This window comes from Nocardiopsis sp. N85 (assembly GCF_028882275.1).
GTDB lineage: Bacteria > Actinomycetota > Actinomycetes > Streptosporangiales > Streptosporangiaceae > Nocardiopsis > Nocardiopsis lambiniae.
In genome coordinates, this window is the sequence record NZ_JARBUT010000033.1 from 1 (window position 1) to 21,122 (window position 21,122).

The 21,122-nt window shown below is 73.0% G+C and carries 16 protein-coding genes; 11 read left to right on the forward strand and 5 right to left on the reverse strand.

All coding sequences use genetic code 11. From position 1 onward, the window contains the following. The coding region (locus PWG71_RS28110) for a glycoside hydrolase family 10 protein (protein WP_274813096.1) at positions 1 to 779 on the reverse strand (779 nt) is incomplete at its 3' end. A 310-nt stretch (positions 780 to 1,089) separates the two neighbouring features. Here PWG71_RS28110 and PWG71_RS28115 point away from each other — a divergent pair. After that, positions 1,090 to 2,367 carry an isochorismate synthase gene (locus PWG71_RS28115; protein ID WP_274813097.1) on the forward strand — a complete coding sequence of 426 codons (1,278 nt, stop codon included), beginning with the start codon at positions 1,090 to 1,092 and terminating at the stop codon, positions 2,365 to 2,367. A gap of 47 nt (positions 2,368 to 2,414) precedes the next feature. Beyond that, positions 2,415 to 2,867 carry a GNAT family N-acetyltransferase gene (locus tag PWG71_RS28120; protein ID WP_274813098.1) on the forward strand — a complete coding sequence of 151 codons (453 nt, stop codon included), beginning with the start codon at positions 2,415 to 2,417 and terminating at the stop codon, positions 2,865 to 2,867. Positions 2,868 to 2,938: 71 nt separating this feature from the next. Here PWG71_RS28120 and PWG71_RS28125 read toward each other — a convergent pair whose 3' ends face one another. The 4 genes from PWG71_RS28125 to PWG71_RS28140 all read right to left on the reverse strand — a co-directional run bounded on the left by PWG71_RS28125 (position 2,939) and on the right by PWG71_RS28140 (position 8,290). After that, entirely contained in the window at positions 2,939 to 4,954 is a 2,016-nt protein-coding gene (locus PWG71_RS28125) for a PhoX family protein (RefSeq protein WP_274813099.1), read from the reverse strand. Between the two features lie 314 nt (positions 4,955 to 5,268). Beyond that, on the reverse strand, positions 5,269 to 6,108 hold the full coding sequence (locus PWG71_RS28130) for an ABC transporter ATP-binding protein (RefSeq protein ID WP_274813100.1): 840 nt from the start codon (positions 6,106 to 6,108) through the stop codon (positions 5,269 to 5,271). Continuing rightward, positions 6,105 to 7,220, reverse strand: a complete 1,116-nt coding sequence (locus PWG71_RS28135) for a FecCD family ABC transporter permease (RefSeq protein ID WP_274813101.1) — start codon at positions 7,218 to 7,220, stop codon at positions 6,105 to 6,107. Before PWG71_RS28135 ends, PWG71_RS28130 begins: the two co-directional genes overlap by 4 nt. Further along, the gene (locus tag PWG71_RS28140; protein WP_274813102.1) at positions 7,217 to 8,290 is read right to left on the reverse strand and encodes a FecCD family ABC transporter permease; all 1,074 of its coding nucleotides are present in this window, start codon (positions 8,288 to 8,290) and stop codon (positions 7,217 to 7,219) included. The genes PWG71_RS28135 and PWG71_RS28140 overlap by 4 nt, the downstream gene beginning before the upstream one ends. A gap of 171 nt (positions 8,291 to 8,461) precedes the next feature. Here PWG71_RS28140 and PWG71_RS28145 point away from each other — a divergent pair, with 171 nt between their 5' ends. The 9 genes from PWG71_RS28145 to PWG71_RS28185 all read left to right on the forward strand — a co-directional run bounded on the left by PWG71_RS28145 (position 8,462) and on the right by PWG71_RS28185 (position 20,836). Further along, positions 8,462 to 9,481 (forward strand): ABC transporter substrate-binding protein, encoded by a 1,020-nt coding sequence (locus PWG71_RS28145; RefSeq protein WP_274813103.1) that lies wholly within the window; start codon positions 8,462 to 8,464, stop codon positions 9,479 to 9,481. 98 nt (positions 9,482 to 9,579) lie between these two features. Beyond that, positions 9,580 to 10,845: an alanine racemase gene (locus PWG71_RS28150; protein ID WP_274813104.1), complete on the forward strand. Its 1,266-nt coding sequence runs from the start codon at positions 9,580 to 9,582 to the stop codon at positions 10,843 to 10,845. A 135-nt stretch (positions 10,846 to 10,980) separates the two neighbouring features. After that, positions 10,981 to 11,565 carry a GNAT family N-acetyltransferase gene (locus tag PWG71_RS28155; RefSeq protein WP_274813105.1) on the forward strand — a complete coding sequence of 195 codons (585 nt, stop codon included), beginning with the start codon at positions 10,981 to 10,983 and terminating at the stop codon, positions 11,563 to 11,565. Positions 11,566 to 11,680: 115 nt separating this feature from the next. Beyond that, complete coding sequence (locus PWG71_RS28160) at positions 11,681 to 13,258, forward strand: pyridoxal phosphate-dependent decarboxylase family protein (protein ID WP_274813106.1); 1,578 nt, start codon at positions 11,681 to 11,683, stop codon at positions 13,256 to 13,258. After that, the gene (locus PWG71_RS28165; protein WP_274813107.1) at positions 13,255 to 14,592 is read left to right on the forward strand and encodes a lysine N(6)-hydroxylase/L-ornithine N(5)-oxygenase family protein; all 1,338 of its coding nucleotides are present in this window, start codon (positions 13,255 to 13,257) and stop codon (positions 14,590 to 14,592) included. Before PWG71_RS28160 ends, PWG71_RS28165 begins: the two co-directional genes overlap by 4 nt. Further along, on the forward strand, positions 14,589 to 15,794 hold the full coding sequence (locus PWG71_RS28170) for an MFS transporter (protein ID WP_274813108.1): 1,206 nt from the start codon (positions 14,589 to 14,591) through the stop codon (positions 15,792 to 15,794). The genes PWG71_RS28165 and PWG71_RS28170 overlap by 4 nt, the downstream gene beginning before the upstream one ends. Continuing rightward, entirely contained in the window at positions 15,787 to 17,592 is a 1,806-nt protein-coding gene (locus tag PWG71_RS28175) for an IucA/IucC family protein (protein WP_274813109.1), read from the forward strand. Before PWG71_RS28170 ends, PWG71_RS28175 begins: the two co-directional genes overlap by 8 nt. A 5-nt stretch (positions 17,593 to 17,597) precedes the next feature. Further along, positions 17,598 to 19,406, forward strand: coding sequence for an IucA/IucC family protein (locus PWG71_RS28180; RefSeq protein ID WP_274813110.1), 1,809 nt, complete (start codon positions 17,598 to 17,600; stop codon positions 19,404 to 19,406). Beyond that, on the forward strand, positions 19,403 to 20,836 hold the full coding sequence (locus PWG71_RS28185; protein ID WP_274813111.1) for a glutamine synthetase family protein: 1,434 nt from the start codon (positions 19,403 to 19,405) through the stop codon (positions 20,834 to 20,836). The genes PWG71_RS28180 and PWG71_RS28185 overlap by 4 nt, the downstream gene beginning before the upstream one ends. Positions 20,837 to 21,122: the final 286 nt, after the last annotated feature.

Sequence of the window (21,122 nt, forward strand, 5' to 3'; positions counted from 1 at the left end):
CGGTCGTCGAAGTCGCCGCCGTGGGCCTCCCAGGAGGCGTCGTCGTCGAACTCCTCGCCGTCCTTGGGGTAGGGGTAGAAGAAGTCGTCGAAGTGGACGCCGTCGATGTCATAGCGCTCCACGACGTCCATGATGACGTCGGTGACCCACGCCCGCACCTCGGGGTTGCCGGGATCGACGTAGGCCTCGGGGCCGTAGTCCACCAGCCACTCGGGGTTGCGCTCGACGGGGTGCCCGTCCGCCAGGTTCTCGACGTCGGGGTCCTGGAAGCCCACCCGGTAGGGGTTGAACCAGGCGTGCATCTCCAGGCCGCGCGCGTGCGCCTCGGCGACGGCGTACTCCAGCGGGTCGTAACCGGGGTCGCCGCCCTGTTCGCCGGTGAGGTAGCGGGCCCACGGCTCCTTGTCGGAGGCGTAGACGGCGTCGGCGGTGGGACGCACGTGCAGGAAGACCGAGGTGAGGCCCATGGCGACGGCGTCGTCGAGGTAGGCGTCGAGTTCGGCCCGCTGCTCGTCGGCGGACAGGCCGGGCTCGGAGGGCCAGTCGATGTTGCGGACCGTGGTGAGCCAGGCCCCGCGCATCCGCCGGTCGGGGTCGGTCGCACACGGTGCGGCCGCCGCCCGTCCGGCGTCGCCGTTCCCGCTGCCCGAGGCTCCGCTCGTCGGCGCGCCCCCCGAGCCGCCGGCGGTGCACCCGGTGAGCAGGACGGTGGACACGACGGCGGCGGTCGCCCATCGCGCGGCGCGCGGCGCGGTCACGGTCCGTGTCACTGAACCCATCACGACGACGTCTCCTCTGTGGCCGGTCGCGCGCCGTCTTCCCCGTGACGGCGCGCCGTGGACCAGAGTAGAGGACAATGTCAACTTTCGGACACGATTAGGGCAATCTGTGGATAACCTCGCACATCTTCGAGAAGGGGAACATCTCCGCAGGTCAACGAAGCACCCCGAACGTCCACCGATTCACCTGGTCCGGGTGCGGAAACCGCAGAAGAGGCAACCCCTTCGCGCGCGGGGGTCCTTGACGGCCCGCGTCCATTCACCCGAAACGGGACGCTTCGGGGCACAAAGCGGCCTAGAATCGAGAGTCGTGAACGCCGTTGTGTGCCCCTCCAAGCTCTTCGTCCGGACCGTTCCGCTACGCGGACACGCCGGTTCCCTGGTGCGCCGACTTCCCGCCGGCACACCACTGGCCTGGCTGAACGGCGATGACGGACTCGTGGGCTGGGGACGGGCCGCCCAGTGGACCCCGGACGCCGAGCCCGAGGGGACCGCGCCCACCGACACCACACGGTTCACCGAGGCGGCCCGGTGGCTCAACGGGCTGCTGGAACGGACCGAGGTGGAGGACGAGGTCCGCCTGCCCGGCACCGGCATGCTCTCCTTCGGCACGTTCACGTTCTCGCCCACCTCCGCGGGGTCGACGATGCTGGTCCCCCGTGTCGTGCTGGGCCGCCGAGGCGACCGGGCGTGGCTGACCACGATCACCGAAGAACCCGGCGCGCATCCCGACGAACTCCTGTACCCCACCCCCGTCCCGCGCCCGATCGGCCCGCTCTCCTGGCGCACGGGCGCCCGGACCGCCGCCGAGTGGGGCCGGGTCGTCGCCGCCACCATCGCCCGCATCCGCGACGGGGAGCTCGACAAGGCGGTACTGGCCCGCGACCTGATCGCCGAGGCCGACTCCCCCATCGACGTGCGCACCCTCCTGGGGCGGTTGAACGAGCGCTACCCGGAGTGCCTCACCTTCTCGGTGGCGGGGATGGTCGGCGCCACCCCCGAGCTGTTGCTGCGTCGCGAGGGCACGGACCTGACCTCGCTGGTGCTGGCGGGGACCCGGCCGCGCGGCGCCACCCCGGAGGAGGACCGGCGTCTGTCGGAGGAGCTGATGTCCTCGGCCAAGGACGTGGAGGAGCACGGACTGGCGGTGGACTCCCTGCGCGACGCCCTGGCGCCGCTCGCCGAGGAACTGGTCGTCCCCGCCTGGCCGCACCTGCTCCAGTTGGCCAACGTCCAGCACCTGGCCACCCGCGCGCACGCCCGGCTGCGTCCGGGGGTGTCCGCCCTGGACGCGGTGGCCGCCCTGCACCCGACGGCCGCCGTCGGCGGCACCCCCACCGCCACGGCGATGCGGCTGATCGACGCGTCGGAGGGCATGGACCGCGGCGGCTACGCCGGGCCGGTCGGCTGGGTGGACGGCGCGGGCAACTCCGAGTGGGGCATCGCCCTGCGCAGCGCGTACGTGGACGGTTCCACGATCCGCCTGTTCGCCGGCGGCGGGATCGTCTCCGGTTCCGAGCCGGAGTCGGAGATCGCCGAGACCGATTCCAAGTTCCGGGCGGTGCGCGAAGCCCTCATCGACCGGTGAGCGGTGCGGGACATGGGCCCGTAACACGATGTCGCTACCGTTTCGCCATGCGCATCGACTTCGTGAACTGGGAGGACCCCGACGGGTCCGCCCTGCGGGCCCGCCAACGGGCCGAGATCGCCGAACGGTACGGCACCCCCGACTCCGAACCGGGCACTCCGCCGACGGCGTCCGACATCGCCGTGTTCGCCCTGGCCCGGGCCGCCGACGGAACCGCCGTGGCCTGCGGAGGCCTGCGCGACCTCGGCGAGGGCGAGGGCGGAGAGGTCAAGCGGATGTACGTGCTCCCCGAGCACCGCGGCTCGGGGGCCGCCGCCCACCTGCTGCTCGCCTTGGAGGAGTGGGCCCTCGAACGGGGGTGGAAGCGGTTGCGGCTGGAGACCGGCGACCGCCAGCCCGACGCGGTGCGCTTCTACACCAAGGCCGGGTACGAGCCGGTGGAGCCCTTCGGCGCCTACGCCGACGCGCCCTCGTCGCTGTGCTTCGGCAAGGTCCTGTAGGTCCCCGCGCGTGAACCGGCCCCGGGGCTCCCCCACGATGGAGTCCCGGGGCCGGTGATCGGGGACGTCGATCACTGACCGACGTCGCGACCGCCCTTGTGCCAGATGCAGACCACCGACGGGCGCGGGAAGTCGCCGTCGGGCCACACGCTGGTGGGCGCCTCGAAGGTGCCGTTGTCGCCGGGGTGCTGCGGGGCGAGGAACACGGTCTTGTTGTCCTCGCTGATCAGCGGACCGCAGGCCTCGGCGCTCACCGGGACGGTGGCGAAGGTCTTCAGCTCACCGCGGAAGCGGCCCTCGACCGGCATGACGTGCAGGCCGTCGTTGAACCCCATGGCGCCGGGCTGGCCGTCGGTGGAGATCCACAGGTTGCCGTCCCTGTCGAAGGCGACGTTGTCCGGCGCGGAGATCGGCATGACCTTCGACTTGTCGTAGCCCGCGTAGTAGGTGTCCTCGTCCTCGGGGTCACCGCACAACAGGGGGACGTTCCAGGCGAAGGCCTCGGCGGCGGAGTCCGCGTTGTGCTCGATGATCTCCAGGATGTGGCCGTGCTTGTTGGGCCCGCGCGGGTTGGGCTCGTCGGCCTGGCCCGGCTCACGGGCGGAGTTGTTGGTGAGGGCCACGTAGACCTTGCCCGTGGCGGGGCTGGCCTCCATGTCCTCCGGGCGGTCCATCTTGGTGGCGCCGACGGTGTCGGCGGCCAGCCGGGTGTGGATCAGCACCTCGGCGACGGTGAATCCGTCGACGAAGCTCGTGGTGTCGCTGGTCAGCGCGATCCAGTCGCCGTAACCGTCGAACTCACCGTCGGAGGGCAGTGCTCCGCTGCCGTCGATCTCCTCCTCGGGGCTGTTGCCGGTGAGGCGGGCGACGTAGAGGACGCCGGTGTCGAGCAGCGTGAGGTTGTGCCGGGTGTCGCCCTCGCGGTACTTCTTCGCGCTGACGAACTTGTAGATGTAGTCGAAGCGCTCGTCGTCGCCCATGTAGGCGACCGCGCGGCCGTCCTTCGCGAGACGGATGGTGGCGCCCTCGTGCTTGAAGCGGCCGAGCATGGTGCGCTTGGCGGGGGGCGCGGAGGGGTCGAGCGGGTCGATCTCGACGATCCAGCCGAAGCGGTTGGCCTCGTTGGGGTGACGCGAGAGGTCGAAGCGCTCGTCGACCCCCTCCCAGCGCCGACCGGAGGAACCGGTGGGCAGGCCGTAGCGGGAGTACTCCGGCCTGGCAGGGGCCTTGGCGAAGTACTGGTTGAAGTTCTCCTCACCGCTGAGGAAGGTGCCCCACGGGGTGTAGCCGCCGGCGCAGTTGTTGAGCATGCCCCGCACCTTGGTCCCGGTGGGGTCCTCCGCCGTCTTCAGGAGGTCGTGACCGGCCGCCGGCCCGGTGAGGGTCAGCGGGGTCTCGGTGGTGATCCGCCGGTTGAAGCGCCGCTCGCCCCCGGACAGGCGCCACTGGCCGGTGCGGCCGACGCGGTCGAGTTCGACGAGGGAACCGCCGTGGGCCGCCATCGCGATGCGGATCTGCTCGGCGGTCGCCGAGGCTCCGCCCCGGTAGCCCCGGAACATGATGTGCTCGTTGGTGTACTCGTGGTTGACCCACAGCAGGCCGCGGTTCTCGTCGAGCTGGTGAAAGCCGACGTAGTCGCAGTTGTAGCCGAACTGCTCGGCCTGGGCCTCGGCGGTCTGGTTCTCGACGTCGAAGGCGGGGGCACCGGGCACCACGGGGTCGCCCCAACGGACGATGACGTGCTGGTCGTAGCCGTTGGGGATGGTGACCTTGTCGTCGTTGTTGGGCAGGACGCTCTTGAAGGTGGGCCGAGGGGCCGGCTTGGGGCGGTTCGGGCCTCGGTCCGCGGCCGCGGGCACGGCCACGCCCAGGGCGCCGGCGCCGGCACCGATCACGGCGGCGCCCAGCATCGAGCGGCGGGAGAGCGCCTTGGCGAAGACGTCACCGAAGTAGGGGTTGTCGCTGGTGTTGGGCGCGGGGTGGAAACAGGCATCGCCGCAGCGCAACTCGCACGTCCTGCGGGAACGACCGCCCCCGACCGTGCCGATGAGCGGCAGCGGGCGGCGGTGGGGCGCGGATTCGGGCACACCTTCTCCTTGGGGATCGTGACGTCCCCGAACGGCTCCGCCCTGGTACGGGGCTGGGGTGGGCCGCGCGGGGTCGCGGCAGGCGGGGTGGTCCCGCCGGACGCTCTCGACCTTGGCCGAGGTTCCACTCGCAGGGGTGAAACCCAGGTGAACGCCCTCACAACTCCGGCGCATCGCTGAGTTCATCACTTATCGCCACCGTGGGAACACTCACCGTCGGCACTCGTCCACGATGATCCCCCACCGACGGTTCCCGGTCCAGATCCCACGCCCGGGCCCGTCCGCGACCCCGTTCCGCTCCTCCCCTCTCCTCCTCAGTCGTCCTTGCTGCGACCGATCGGGACGACCATGGGTCCACCGGTGACCGGGTCGTCCACCACCACGGCCTCCAGTCCGAACGCCTCGCGGAGCAGTCCGGGGGTGAGCACGTCGGTGGGCGCCCCGCAGGCCAGCACCCGACCCTCGCGCATCGCGATGATCGTGTCGGCGTAGCGGGCGGCGAGGTTGAGGTCGTGCAGGACCATGACGATGGTGCGCCCGCCCTCCCGGTGCAGTTCGCGCACCAGGTCGAGCACGTCCACCTGGTGGACCAGGTCGAGGAAGGTGGTGGGCTCGTCCAGCAGGAGCAGGTCGGTGCCCTGGGCCAGGACCATGGAGATCCAGGCGCGCTGGCGTTGCCCGCCGGACAGCTCCGACAACGGGGTGTCGGCCAGTTCGGCCAGCCCGGTCTGCTCCAACGCCCGGGCGACCGCCTCGTGGTCGTCTCCCGACCACTGGCGGTACCAGCGCTGGGCCGGGTGGCGGCCGCGCGCGACCAGGTCGGCGACGGTCAGTCCGTCGGGGGCCACCGGTTGCTGGGGCAGGACGCCCAGCACCCGGGCGACCTCGCGGGTGGGGGTGCGGTGGATGTCGCGGCCGTCCAGTTCCACCAGTCCGGCCCTGGGCCGCATCAACCGGCCCAGGGCGCGCAGCATCGTGGACTTGCCGCACCCGTTGGGGCCGATGACACAGGTGATGGTGCCCTCGGTGATGTCCGCGTCCAGCCCGTCGACGATGACATGGTCGTCGTAGGCCAGGGTCAGGCCGCGCGCGCTCAGGCGGACCGGGCCGCCGGCGGGGACGGCGTCGATGCCGGTGGTCTGCGGGGCGGTCATGCTTGGGTCCTCCGGTTGGCGCGGACGAGCAGGTACATGAGGTACAGGGCGCCCAGGCAGCCGGTGACGACGCCCACCGGGAGCTGGATGTTGTCGAGCATGGTGCGGGCCAGCAGGTCGGCGGCGCAGACCAGGGCGGCGCCGACCAGGGCCGACAGCAGCACGGGCGGCCGGGAGGCGCCGGCCAGGCGCAGGGCGATCTGCGGGCAGGCCAGGGAGACGAAGAGGATCGGGCCGGCGGCGGAGGTCCCGAAGGCGGCCAACAGCACGGCCAGGAACAGCATGGCGGTGCGGGCGCGCCCCAGGTCCACGCCCAGTCCGCGCACCACGTCGTCGTCGTGGGCCAGGGCGTCCAGGGTGCGCGAGGAGGCCAGCGCGAGCGGTAGCAGGATCGCCAGGGCCAGGGCGACGGGCGCGGCGTTCTCCCAGGTGCGCATGGTCAGGCTGCCGGCGACCCAGACCATGGCCCGGCCGGTGTCGGTGACCTCTCCCAGGGTGAGCATCCACAGGGTGAGGTTCATGAGGATGGTGGAGACGCCCACGCCCACCAGCAGCAGCCGGTAGCCGTCGATCCCGTTGCGAAGGGACAGGGTGTAGCACAACGCGCCCGCGGCGAGCCCGCCGATCAGGGCGACGGCGGGCACTCCCAGCGAGGCCGAGGGGCCGCCGGTGAGGATGCCGTAGCTGCCGCCGAAGGCCAGGAGGGCGACCACGCCCGCGCTGGCGCCGTGGGTGACGCCGAGCAGGTCGGGGCTGGCCAGGGGGTTGCGCATGATGGTCTGGGTGATGGCGCCGGCGGCGGCCAGGGCGGCCCCGGCGAGCAGGCCCACCACCACGCGCGGCATCCGCACCCGCCACACGGTGAAGTAGTGCTCGTAGTCGGTGCCGATGATGTGCGCCCACACCTGGGCGGGGCTCAGGGCCGTCTGTCCCAGGGACAGGTTGAGGGCGACCAGGGCGGCCAGGACCGTCGAGGTGATCAGGGACACGATGATCAGGCGCGGTCGCAGGCGGAGGACCACCGGGCCCAGGGTCAGGGTGCGGTGGCTGCGGCGCAGTCGGTCGCGTACCTGTTCCGGACGCGCGCCGCGTTCGGGGGCGAGGGGTGTCATAGCGAGAGCAGTCTCCGGCGACGGACGATGTGGATGAAGAAGGGCGCCCCGACCAGGGCGAGCACGACGCCGACCTGGAGTTCGCCGGGCGGGGCCAGGAAGCGGCCCAGTACGTCGGCGGCCAGCAGCAGGACCGCGCCCATGAGGGCGGAGTAGGGCAGCAGCCACCGGTGATCGGCGCCCACCAGCCCGCGGGCCAGGTGGGGGACGATGAGGCCGACGAACGCGATGGGGCCGCAGGCGGCGACGGTGACGCCGGTGAGCAGGGTGATCGCGGTCAGACCCACCACTCGGGCCCGGCCGACCCGGTGCCCGAGGGCGCGGGCGGTGTCCTCTCCCAGGGCGAGCGCGTTGAGGGCCCCGGCGTTGGCCAGGCCGAGCACGACGCCCACGATGACGACGGGCAGCATCGGGCCGAGGATCTCGGGGTCGCGGCCGATGAGGGAGCCCACCCGCCAGAAGCGGAAGTCGTCCATGGTGGAGCGGTCCAGCAGGACCAACCCCGAGGTCAGGGAGTAGGCCAGCCAGCTCACGGCGGTCCCGGCCAGGGCCAGGGTGAGGGGGGTCGGCCCGCGTCCGGGGACCGATCCGATGAGGTAGACCACGACGACGGCGACGCCCGCCCCGGCGAAGGCCAGCCAGGTCTGCACGTGCACGGCGGTGAGGTCGAAGAACGCGATGCCCACGACCACGGCCAGGGCGGCGCCGAAGGTGACGCCGAGGATGCTGGGGTCGCCCAGGGGGTTGCGGGTGTGACCCTGCATGAGGGCCCCCGCCATGCCCAGGGAGATCCCGGCGAGGACGCCCAACGCGGTGCGGGGCAGGCGGATGTCGCGGACGATGATGTCGGCTTCGGCGCCGGCGGTGTCGGTGAGCGCCCGCCACACGATGTCGGGGGTGAGGCCCCGGGCGCCGATCAGGACGCTGGCGAGCGCGGCCGCGCCCAGCAGCAGGACGAGGAGCAGCAGCCCGGCCAGGCGTCGGGTGCGACGGGCGGCGACCGTCGCACCGGCGGTCGCGATGGGGGCCGCCGTCGCGGTAACGGGGGGCGGCCCGGAGGTGTCGTACACCCGGACTCCTATCATGACGAAGGCCAGGCAATCCTTAGTTAGGTTTGCCTAGCCGCATCTGGATGATCTAAGTTTGCCACGTTCTGGCCTGGAACGACACACCGCCCCGCGGTCCGCGTACCCCGCCCTCCCCGACCGTGGGGCCGTTCCCCGACCTGATGGAGCCCTTGAATGACCCTTCCCACTCGGATGCGTCGCCTGACCCTGCCGTCCATCGCGGCGGTCGCCACCGTCGCGATGCTCACCGCCTGCGGGGCCTCCGGCCCCGGTGGGAACCCCGAGGCGACCAACGAGCCCACCGACGGTTACCCCCGCACGGTGGAGCACTTCCTCGGGTCGACCGAGATCCCGGCGGCCCCCGAGCGGGTCCTGCCCCTGGACGCCGCCTACGTGGACTCCACGCTGGCCCTGGGCGGCGACGTGGTGGGCTTCACCACCTTCGCCGAGGACGTCACCTCGCTGCCCGAGTACCTGGTGAACAGCGACTGGAACGTCGGCACCTCCGACGAGGCCGTCCCGGTGGGCCTGTTGTGGGACCTGGACCCGGAGCTGGTCGCCTCCACCGACCCCGACCTGATCCTGTCGGCCCAGGTCCGCCACGGTGACGGGTACGAGCAGTTCTCCGAGGTGGCCCCCACCGTGATGTCGGAGACCACGGGTGCCACCTGGAAGGAGAACCTGGTCCTGACCGGTGCGGCCCTGGACGCCGAGGAGGAGGCCGAGCGCCTCGTCACCGAGTTCGAGGAGCGCGCCGCCGCCCTGGGCGAGGCGATCGTCGAGGCCAACGGGGGCGAGGCGCCGACCGTGTCGGTGGCCCGGTTCGCCGGTGACGCCGAGGGCGTGCGCCTGTACACCCCGAAGTCCTACATCGGCGTGATCCTGGAGGACCTCGGCCTGGAGCCGGGTCCGGGCGTGGAGACCGAGGCCGAGGACATCGTCACTTACCACAGCCAGGAGCGCCTGCTCGACCTGGACGCCGAGTACATCTTCGTCGCCACCTACGACGACGGCGGTGCCGACGGCGTCCAGGAGAGCAAGGAGGAGTACATGTCCGCTCCCCTGTGGAGCGAGCTCGAAGGCGGGATCACCGAGGTGAACGACGAGTACTGGATCTCCGGCGTGGGCCTGATCGCCGCGCACGCGGTGCTGGACGACGTCGCCGAGATCTTCGACGTCGACCCGCAGCGCTGACGGAGTCCCTCCTCACCGCTCCGCTCTCGCTCGTACGGTCGCGCGGCGGCCCCTCCCGCCGCGCGACCGCGTGATCACGACCTACCGGGAGAACCCCCGTGGAACCACCCCGTTCCTTCGAGCACGCCCCCGCCCTGGGCATCGACCGGATCCCCGCTCCCGTACGGGAGGCGGCGCTGCGTCTGGCCGCCGACCCCGGCGCCGGGTACGTCTACGACCCGCTGCTGGCCGCCGATCGCGTCCGCACGCTGCGCAAGGTGCTGCCGGCATGGGCCCGGGTGTACTTCGCGGTCAAGGCCAACGGGTTCGAGCCGATGCTGGCGCACCTGGCCGAGTCGGTGGACGGTTTCGAGGCGGCCTCGCTGCGGGAGGCCCGCGCCTCCCTGGCGGCGTTGCGCGAACGGCGCGGCGGTCCGGGTGCGCGGATCGCGGTGAGCGGTCCGGGCAAGACGCCCGAGCTGTTGGCCGGGCTGGCCCGATTGCGCGGCGAGCACGGTGCCGACGTGGTGGTCAACCTGGAGAGCGCCCTGGAGGCGCACCGGGCCTCGGCGGCGGCGGTCGCCGCGGACACGGTGCTGCCGGTGACGATCCGGGTCAATCCCGCCCGGGTTCCGGTGAGCGGCTCGCTCGTGATGGGCGGCGCCCCCGGCCCGTTCGGGGTTCCCGAGGACGAGGTCCCCGAGGTGGTGGCGACGGTGTCGTCCCTGCCCGGTCTGGACCTGACGGGGTTCCACGTGCACGCGGTCAGCGGCAACACCGACGCCCGGGCGCACGCGGCCTACGTGCTGTGGTGCCTGGAGTGGGCGCGGAGCACGGCCGACCGGCACGGGGTGGACCTGCGCACGGTGGACGTGGGCGGCGGTCTGGGCGTGCCGTTCGAAGAGGGCGACGAGGCCTTCGACCTGGAGGGGTTCGGTGCCGCGCTCGCGGACGTGCCCGACCCGGGCGTGGAGCTCGTGTTCGAACCGGGTCGCTGGATCACGGCCCCGGCCGGGTGGTACGCCACCCGGGTGACGGACGTGAAGTCGGCCCACGGCGGGACCTTCGCGGTGGTGCGAGGCGGGATCAACCACTTCCAGCTGCCCACCTCGTGGGAGATCCGCCACACCTTCGCGGTGCTGGAGGAGGAGTCGTGGCCGGACCCCCTGCCGCGTCCCGAGGCGCTCGGGGCGTCGGTCACGGTGTCCGGTGAGCTCTGCACACCCGAGGACGTGCTGGCCCGGGACGTGCGCGTGGCATCGGTGCGCGCCGGGGACGTGCTGGTCTTCCCCAACGCCGGCGCCTACGGGTTCGAGTTCGCCATGCCCGCGTTCCTGGGGCATCCGGCGGCGGCGCGCACCACCGTCGACACCCGGTCGCCCTGAGCGTCGCCCCGCTCGTGGCGGGGCCGTACGCACACCCCTTGACAGTTTTAGGTTAGCCTGTCCTAATTAATGCGGTCGTGTCGTGCGCGACCGCGTTCCGTCACCGCCCCGCGCCCCGACCGAGGAGCACCCACCGTGTCCGTGTCCCCCGCCATCGCGGCCCAGACGACCTCCGTCACCTGGCGGATCGACGACCACACCGGCGCCGACGTGCTCGCCGACCCCACCCCCTGGGTGAAGGCCTACGAGGAGGTCTACGCCCACGCCCTGCACCTGCCCGACCACAACGACCCGACCTTCGCCGAACGCCTGGCCTTCAGCGCCGGCCGCGAGGGCTTCCGGCTCACCTCCTGCCACGCCGACGGCGTCCTGGCCGGGTTCGCCTACGGATACACGCTGCCCGCGTCCACCGGCTGGTGGAACGGATTCACCCCGCTGCCCGGGGTGGACGCCGATGAGATGACCGCGGAGCGCCCGGGCCGCACCTTCGCCATGTGCGAGGCCCTCGTCCCCACGGCCTTCCGCCGCAGCGGCATCGTCGAACGCGCCTTCCCCTTCCTCATCCGGGGCCGGACCGAGGAGCGCGTCGCCGGGCTGGTCGCCGAGACCAACGCCCACGCCCTGGACCTGACCCTGCGCAACGGCTGGACCCACGTCGGCGACGTCGAGCCCCACCCGGGCTGGCGCCGCCACCACGCCCTGATCATGCCCCTGCGCTGACCCCTCGGTCCGGCGAACCCCATCACCGGGCCCCGTGGCCCGGGACTCCCCCACCACGTCCTCGTCCGCGCGCGTCCCGACCCGCTTCGGAGAGAGAACAGGAGCCCGACGCCCCATGACCCTCACTCCCGGTGGCGACACCGTGACCTGGAGGCCCGACGGCCTCACCGTCCCCACCGACGCCTCCACCCTCCTGGCCGACGGCCTGGCCGGCGCCCCCGGCGGCCCGGAGGCCGTGGCCGCGCTCGTGGCGTCCGCCGCCGAGGCGCTGACCCGGGCCCGCGACGAACGCGACGGTCCGCTGCCCGCCCGCACCCCCCACCAGGTGGCCGAGGCCGTGCGGGCCGCCCTGGGCCCCCCGGCCTCCACCCCCGGGGGCGACCCGCGTGCCCCCGGCCCGGCCGAACGGGTCCTCACCCGGCTCACCCACGCCTTGGCGGTCAACGCCGCCGACCCCGCCCATCCGCGCTGCGCCGCCCATCTGCACTGCCCGCCGCTGGCCGTGGCCGTGGCCGCCGACGCCGTCGCCTCCGCCCTGAACCAGTCCATGGACTCCTGGGACCAGGCGCCCGCCGCGACCGCCATGGAGACCCAGGTCATCGGCGAACTCGCCGGACTGGCCGGATACGACCCCGAGATCGCCGGCGGCGTCGTCACCTCCGGCGGCACCGAGTCCAACCTCACCGCCCTGCTGCTGGCCCGCGACCACGCCCTGGCGGGCCCCGAACGCGACCCGGTCCGGCACGGGGTCGCCCGGGCCGCCGCGGGCGCGCGCCCGCGCGTCCTGTGCGGGGCCGCCGCCCACTTCTCCGTCCAACGCTCGGCGGCCCTGCTGGGGCTGGGCGAGGACGCGGTCGTCACCGTGGACGTCGACTCCCACCACCGGATGCGCCCCCGCGCCCTGCGCGAGGCCCTGGACACCCTGCGCGCCGACGGCGACCTCCCCGTCGCGATCGTCGCCACCGCCGGCACCACCGACCTGGGCGGCATCGACTCCCTGGGCGCGATCGCCCACATCGCCCGCGAGTACGGGGTGTGGCTGCACGTGGACGCCGCCTACGGCGGCGGGCTGTTGTTCTCCCGCCGCCTGCGCGGACTGCTCGCCGGGCTGGACCGGGCCCACTCGGTCAGCCTCGACCTGCACAAACTCGGCTGGCAGCCGGTGGCCGCCGGCGTTCTGCTCACCCGCGAACGCGCCCTGTTCGCGCCGCTGTCCCGGTCGGTGGACTACCTCAACCCCACCGACGACGAGGAGGCCGGTTACCCCAGCCTGCTCGGCTACTCGCTGCGCACCACCCGCCGTGCCGACGTGTTCAAGATCGCCGTCACCCTGCGCGTCCTGGGCACCGACGGACTGGGACGTCTCGTGGACGCCTGCCGGGACCTGACCCTGCGCACCGCCGCCCGGGTCACCGCCCACCCCCGCCTCCACCTGGCCACCACCCCCTCCCTGACCACCGTGGTGTTCCGCTACGACGCCGGCGCCGACTCCGACGAGGTCAACGCCCGGCTGCGCCGTCGCCTCCTGGAGGAAGGTCGGGCCGTGGTGGGCCGGACCCGCATCGACGGCCGGGTGTGGCTCAAGCTCACCCTGCTCAACCCCGACACCACCGTCGACGACACCGCCGCCCTGCTCGCCGAGGTCGTCACCGCCGGCGACACCGAGGCGGCCGCCCTGAAGGAGTCCCGTTGACCAGCACCGATCTCCGTTCCCCCACCCCCGGGGACGACGTGCCGCACGACCTGGTGGGCGTCGGACTGGGCCCGTTCAACCTGGCCCTGGCCGCCCTGGCCGACGGCGTCCCCGGTTTCGACGCGCGGTTCCTGGAGGCCCGACCCACGTTCTCCTGGCACCCGGGCCTGCTGTTGGAGGGCGCCCGCCTCCAGGTGCCCTTCCTCGCCGACCTGGTCAGCCTGGTCGACCCCACCAGCCCCTGGTCGTTCCTGTCCTACCTGCGCGAACACGACCGGTTGTTCCCGTTCTACTTCTCCGAGCACTTCCACGTGCCGCGCCGCGAGTACGACGACTACTGCCGCTGGGTGGCCCGCTCGCTGGACTCGTGCCGGTTCGACGCCCGTGTGACCGCCGTCCACCACGAGGCCGGGGTGTTCACCGTGGAGCACGTCGACGGCGAGGGGACCGTGACCCGCACGCGCGGCCGCGCCCTGGTCCTGGGCATCGGTACCGAACCGGTCCTGCCCGAGCCGCTGCGCCCCCTGGTGGGCGACCGGGTCCTCCACGCCGCCGAGTACCTCGACAAGGCCGCCCACCTGGCCGGGGTGGACGACATCACCGTCCTGGGATCGGGCCAGTCCGGCGCCGAGGTGTTCCTGGACCTGCTGCGCTCCGCCGATCACCGCGAGAGCGCGGTGCACTGGCTGACCCGCTCCCCGGCGTTCGCGCCCATGGAGTACTCCAAGCTCGGCCTGGAGCACTTCACCCCCGACTACACCCGCTACTTCCACGGCCTGCCCCAGGAGACCAGGGACCGGGTGGTGCCCGCCCAGTGGCAGCTGTACAAGGGCATCAGCGGCGACACCATCGCCGAGATCCACGACGTGCTCTACGAGCGCGGGATCGCCGGCGCCGAGGTCGGCGTCGACCTGCGCGCCCACTGCGAGCTGCTGGCGGCCGAGGCCGACGGGGACGGGTTCGCGCTGCGCTTCCGCCACCGCGAGCAGGACGCCGAGTTCACCGTGCGCACCGGCGCGGTGATCTCCGCCTCCGGGTACGCCCAGCGCTCCCCCGACTTCCTGGCGCCCATCGCCAAGCTGATCGAGACCGACGACCGGGGACGTCCGCTCATCGACGAGGACCTGCGCCTGGTCACCGACCCGACGCTGACCGCGCCCGTCCACGTGCAGAACGCCGAACTGCACACCCACGGCGTGGGCGCCCCCGACCTGGGGCTCGGCGCCTGGCGGGCGGCCGTCATCCTCAACTCCATCGCCGGACGTCCCGTGTACCGGCTGCCGGAGCGGACGGCGTTCACGTCCTTCGGCGCACCGACCGGGGCGGGGCGGTGAGCGGGCCGGCCTTCCGCCGGCTGTACCTGCTGGTCGTCCTCCTGCACCTCGTCGGCGACGTGGCGTTGAGCCCGTTCTATCCGCAGTTGTTCGAGCGCCTGTTCGGGGTCACCGACCCGGCGGCCACCGGCGTGTACATCTGGGTGTGCCGGGTGACCGCGCTGGTGGCCATGCCCCTGTGGGGGCTGATCGCCCGGCGGTTCTCCCTGTCGTCCCTGGTGCTGGGGTCCCTGGGGGTGGCGGCGGTACTGGAGGTGGCGCTGGCCGTCTCGCCGACCTACCCGGTGTTCCTGGTGCTGTCGGCGGCGCAGGTCGCGGTCACGATGGCGTTCACCCTGGCCTACCCGGCGTTCGTGGGCACCGGCACCGACCGGGTCCGCGACGTCACCGTGTTCGCCTACGTCATCAACGGCGGCACCGTGGTGGCGACCCTCATCGGCGCGGGGATCATGGCCCTGCCCCAGCCCCGGTGGGGTATCGCCGCCTGCGCGCTGCTGTACGTCGCCCTGGCGGTGCTGTGTCACCGGCGGCTGCCCGGGGGGAGGACCGGTCCCGCCGTCACCGACACCGCCGACGCGGCGACCGCCGGGACGAAGACGGTCCCCGGCACGGCCCCCGGTGCCGTGACGGCGATCGTCACGGTGAGCGCGATCGTGCTGGCGGTGGAGATCGCCCGGCTCATCGTGCGGCCCTTCTTCACCCTCTACGTGGAGGACGGCGGCATCGGCACCACGGCCGCCGCCCTCCTCTTCCTCCTGCCGCAGATCTCCGTGCTGGCGGTGCTGCCGCTGGCCGGCCGGGCCCACGCCCTGCTGGGCCGGGCCCTGCTACCGGTGGCGTGCCTGGCGGCCGCCGCCGGGCTGGCCGGACAGTTCCTCACCGACGACCTCGCCCTGCTGGCCCTGGGCCGGATCGTCTTCGGCGTCGGACTGGGCCTGGGACACATCGCCCTGGACCTGCGGGTGTTCTCCGCCACCGGCACGGCCGGGCCGGCGTTCTCGATCGTGGCCACCGTGCGGGTCGCCGCGACCCTGATCAGCCCGGTGGCCGCCACCGCCCTGGCCGGGGCCGGGCTGGGGCTGCCGCTGCTGGCCGGGGCGGGACTGTTCGCCGCCCTGGCCCTCCTCCTGTCCTTCACCGGCCGGCCGACGACCACCGTCCCCTCCACCGCGCACCCCACCGAAAGACCGCACCATGTCTGAGAACGCACAGCACACCCACGACGCCGACCCGTGGCGCCGGGCCGGGCGTCGCCTGCTCGCCCACATGGTGGGCGAGATGGCCTACGAGGAGATGATCGTCCCCTCACCCACCGGCGACGCCCCCGGCGGCTCCCCCGCCTGGCGGCTGCCCGTGGACGACGGCGTCGTCTACACCTTCACCGCCCGGCGCGGCGGGTTCGGGTCCTGGCACGCGGACCCCGACTCCTTCGTCCGCGTGGACGACGAGGGCGCCGAACCGGCCTGGGACCCCACCCGGTTCGTCACCGACGCCCAGCGGACCGTGGGCCTGCCCGGCGACTCCCTGGCCGAGGTGGTGCGCGACCTGCTGGCCACCCACGCCGCCGACGCGCGCCTGCTGGCCGCCGCCCTCCCGGCCGCCGACCTGGTCGACCTGCCCTACGAGGACCTGGAGGGCTACCAGACCGGCCACCCCTGCATCTTCGTCAACAAGGGCAGGCTCGGGTTCTCCGCCGACGACGCCGCCCGCTACACCCCCGAGGCCCGCGGCGCGTTCCGTCTGGTGTGGATCGCCGTCCATCCCGACCTGGGCCGGTTCCAGGCCATGGCGGGCACCGACCGGGCCGCGCTCCTGGCCGCCGAACTCGACGACGACCAGCGCGCGGGGTTCGCCGCGAGGATCCGTGAGCGCGGCGGCGACCCCGACCGGTACCTGTGGGTCCCGGTCCACCCCTTCCAGTGGGACGAGGTCATCGCGCCGCTGTTCGCCGGCGAACTCGCCCTGGGCCGGGTCGTCCGGCTGGGCGAGAGCCGCGACCGCTACCGGCCCTTCCAGTCCATCCGCACCCTGATGAACCTGGACCGGCCCGACCGGCTCAACGTCAAGGTGCCGCTGATGATCCGCAACACCCTGGTGTGGCGCGGCCTGTCCGGCACCCAGACCGGATGCGCCCCGCACACCAGCGCCTGGCTGCGCGACCTCGCCGAACGCGACGACTTCTTCGCCGAGACGGGGGTGGTGATGCTGGCCGAGCGCGCCTCGGCGACCGTGCCGCACCCGGTGTTCGCCGCCATGCCCCAGGCCCCCTACCGGTTCCACGAACTCCTGGGCACCATCTGGCGCGAGCCGATCCACCTGCACCTGCGCGAGGGCGAGCGCGCCCGGACCATGGCCTGCCTGCTCCTCAGGGGCTCCGACGGCCGCCCCCTGGTCGCCGAACTGATCGAACGCTCCGGGCTCGGCGTCGAGGCGTGGCTGGAGCGGTTCGTCTCCGCCCTGTTCCCGCCCGTCCTGCACTACCTGTACCGGTACGGCGCCTCCTTCACCCCGCACGGGGAGAACGTGGTGCTCATCCTGGACGAGAACGAGGTACCGGTGCGCATCGCGCTCAAGGACTTCGGCTCGGACGTCGAACTGCTCCCCTTCGACCTGCCCGAGTACGCCGAGATCCCCGAGCACGTGCGGTCGGTGCTGCACCGGTGGAAGCCGGAGGAGCTGGCGCACTCGGTGCTGTCCGCGATCTGCGCCGGGCACCTGCGCTTCCTCGCCGACATCGTCGACCACGACCTGGGCGTGCCCGGGGAACGGCTGTGGGCACTGGCCCGCGCGCAGGTACTGGCCTACCACGCGCGCTTCCCCGAGCTGGCCGAGCGCTTCGCCTGGTTCGACCTGCTGGCCCCGAAGGTGGGTCGGGTGGCCCTCAACCGCGAGCAGCTCATGGGCGGCGGCTTCCACGAGCGCGCCGAACGCGACGCCGAGTTCGACGTCATGCACGGCCTGGTCGACAACCCGTTGGCCGTCCCCGAGGAGCAGGAGTGAACCCCTTGACCGACACGTCCGCCGCACCCCTGCCGGTGCCCGCCGAGCTCACCGCCGAGCACTGGGACCGGGCCTGCGACCACCTGGTCGCCAAGATGCTCGCCGAACTGTGCTTCGAGTACGCGCTGGCCCCCGTGGCCGAGGGACCCGGCCGATGGCGGGCCGACGTGGGCGGTGCCCGCTACCGGTTCGCGGGACGGCGCACCACCATGGACGGGTGGCGGGTGCGGCCCGGCACGGCCGTGCGCACCGGCCCCGACGGGAACGACGCCCCGGCGTCCCCGTTCGCGCTCCTGCGCGACCTGGGCGGGGCCGGGATCGTGGACCCGGCCGTGGAGGCCTTCACCGTCGGGGAGCTGAACGCGACCCTGTCCGCCGACGCCCGCCTGGCGGTGGAGCGGGTGGGCGCCGCCGAGCTGGCCGACCTGCCCTACGCCGCGTTGGAGGGACACCAGACCGGCCACCCGTGGATCTTCGCCAACAAGGGCCGGGTGGGGTTCTCGGCCCGCGACCGCGCGGACTTCCCACCCGAGGCGCGACGCCCGGCCCGGCTGCCGTGGATCGCCGTGCACACCTCCCTGGCGGAGTACCACGGGGTGTCCGGCCTGGAGGCGGAGACGCTGCGCTCGCGCGAGTTGGGCGCGGCGGTCACCGCACGGTTCACCGAACGGCTGACGGCGGCCGGGGTGCGGCCCGAGGAGTACGTGTGGCTGCCGGTCCACCCCTGGCAGTGGGACGAGGTGGTGGTGCCGCTGTTCGCCGCCGAACTCGCCCACCGACTGATCGTCCCGCTCGGCGAGGCCGAGGACGACTACCTGCCCCAGCAGTCCATCCGCACGTTCACCAACCTCACCCGCCCGGACCGGTTCAACGTCAAGCTGTCGCTGGCCATCCTCAACACCATGGTCTACCGGGGCATCCCCACGGAGCTGTGCCGGGCCGCCCCGGTCAGCACCGGGTGGGTGCACGCCCTGCACGCCCGGGACGCGTTCCTGGCCGAGCGCCACCGGGTGATCCTGCCCGGCGAGGTGGCCGCCGTCGCGGTGCGCCACCCGGTGCTGGAGGACATCCCCGACGCCCCCTACCGGCACCGGCAGCTCCTGGGCGCCCTGTGGCGCGAACCGGTGGGCGAACGCCTGGACACCGGCGAACGGGCCCGCACCCTGGCCGCCCTGTTGCACGTGGACGGGGAGGGCCGTGCGTTCACGGCCGAGCTGGTGAAGCGCTCCGGGCTGGACGCCGAATCGTGGACGGCCGCGCTGTTCGGCGCGGTCCTGCCGCCCATCCTGCACCTGCTCTACCGGTACGGGGTGGCGTTCAACCCGCACGGGGAGAACGCGATCGTCGTCTACGACGCGCACGACCGGCCGGCGCGGCTGGCCGTCAAGGACTTCGTGGACGACATGAAGCTCCTGGACACCGACCTGCCCGAATACGCCGGTCTGCCCGACGAGGCGCTGGGCGTGCTCATGCGCTTCGACGCCCGCGAACTCACCTCCTCGGTGGTCAAGTCCCTGTTCGTCGGCCACTTCCGCTACCTGGCACCGCTGATGGACGAACACCTGGGACTGCCCGAGGAGCGGTTCTGGGCGTTGGCGCGCGCCGAGGTCGACCGCTACCAGGCCGAGTTCCCCGAGCTGGCCGACCGGTTCGCGCTGTTCGACCTGCTCGCACCGGAGTTCGAGCGGGTGTGCCTGAACCGGGAGCGGCTGCTCGGCGGCGGCTACCACGACCGCGCCGAACGCGACGCCGAGTTCCACCTGGACGCCCCGGCGATCCCCAACCCGCTGCTCACCACCGAGGAGACGGCGTGAACCCGCTGATCGGCGACGGCCTGCCGCCCCTGTTCGAGACGCTGCCACCCTCCCCTCCCCCGCCGCCGTTCCCGGTCCCCCTGGAGCGGTTGCGCGCCGACGTGGAGTCGGGGGGGATCACCGACGTCATCGTCGCCCTGCCCGACCTCCAGGGACGGGTCCAGGGCAGCCGGGTGGCGCCGCGCGACTTCGCCGAACGCGTCCTGGAGCACGGCTTCGACGCCTGCCTGTACCTGCTGGCCACCGACGTGGAGATGGAATCGCGGCCGGGGTACGCCACCGATCCGTGGGGCGGCGGCCTGGGCGACTTCGCGATCGTGCCCGACCCGGGCACCCTGCGGTACCTGCCCTGGGACCCGGGCACCGCGCTCGTGCTCGGCGACGCCCTGGACGCCGACGGGCGACCGGTACCGGTGGCGCCGCGCCAGGTGCTCAAGGCCCAGCTGGACCGGCTGGCCGAACGCGGATGGCGGGCGCTGGCGGGGACCGAGCTGGAGTTCCTGGTCTTCCGCGACTCCTACCAGGAGGCGTTCGAGGGCGACTACCGGGGGCTGACCACGGCGACACGGTTCAACTCCGACTACGCGCTGCCCGAGGTCACCGAGATCGACCCGTTCGTACGGCGGATCCGGACCGCGATGGAGCGCACGGGGATGCGGGTGGAGTCGGCGCGCGGCGAGTGCCATCCGGGGCAGTACGAGATCGTGTTCCGCTACGACGACGCGCTGCGCACCTGCGACAACCACGTCGTGTACAAGGCGGGGGCCAAGGCGCTGGCCGCCCAGGCCGGGGTGGCGCTGACGTTCATGGCCAAGTACGACGGGGGCGAGGGCAACTCCTGCCACGTGCACCTGTCGCTGCGCGACGGGACGGGCACGCCGGTGTTCGCCGACGACGGGTCGGGGTCGGGCCGGTACGGGATGTCCGAGCACATGGAGCACTTCGTGGCGGGACAGTTGGCGTGCATGCGGGAGTTCTCGTTGCTGCACGCGCCCAACGTGAACTCGTTCAAGAGGTTGTCGCCGCAGGCGTACGCGCCCAGCTCCATCGCGTGGGGGCTGGACAACCGCACCTGCCCGGTGCGGGTGGTGGGGCAGGGGGAGTCGGCGCGCATCGAGTTCCGGGTACCGGGCGGGGACGCCAACCCGTACCTGTCGGTGGCGGCGATCATCGCCGCGGGGCTGTACGGGATCGACCGGGAGCTACCGCTGCCCGAGCCCACGGCGGGTGACGCCGGTGCGGCCGATCTGCCCCGGCTGCCCGCCTCCCTGGAGGAGGCGGTCCTCGCCTGGGAGGAGAGTGAGATCGCCCGGTCGGTGTTCGGTCCCGACATCGTCCGCCACTACGCCGCGGCGGGGCGGGCGGAGCTGGCGGCGTTCTCGGCCACCGTGAGCGACTTCGAGCGGCGCCGCCACTTCGAGCGGGGTTGATGCGGCGGTGTCCCGTCGGGTCCGACCCGGCGGGGCGCCGACGTGCTGGAGGAGCTGACCCGTGAGCCGGTGCGCGTGGATCTCCGCCGGCTCGGCACCGGTGTGAGCCTGCTTCCGCCGGACGCGGCCCCGGCACGCCTCTGGTCGTCCAACAACACCCAAAAAACGGCCTTGGGCGTCAGGACGCGTTCACTGTCGCACTGGTCGGCGGGATGATCCGGCTCGGAGTCCCGACGTTCCTCGCCCCCGAGACCGGGGACACTCTCTCGGGTCACCGCGCCCGGGT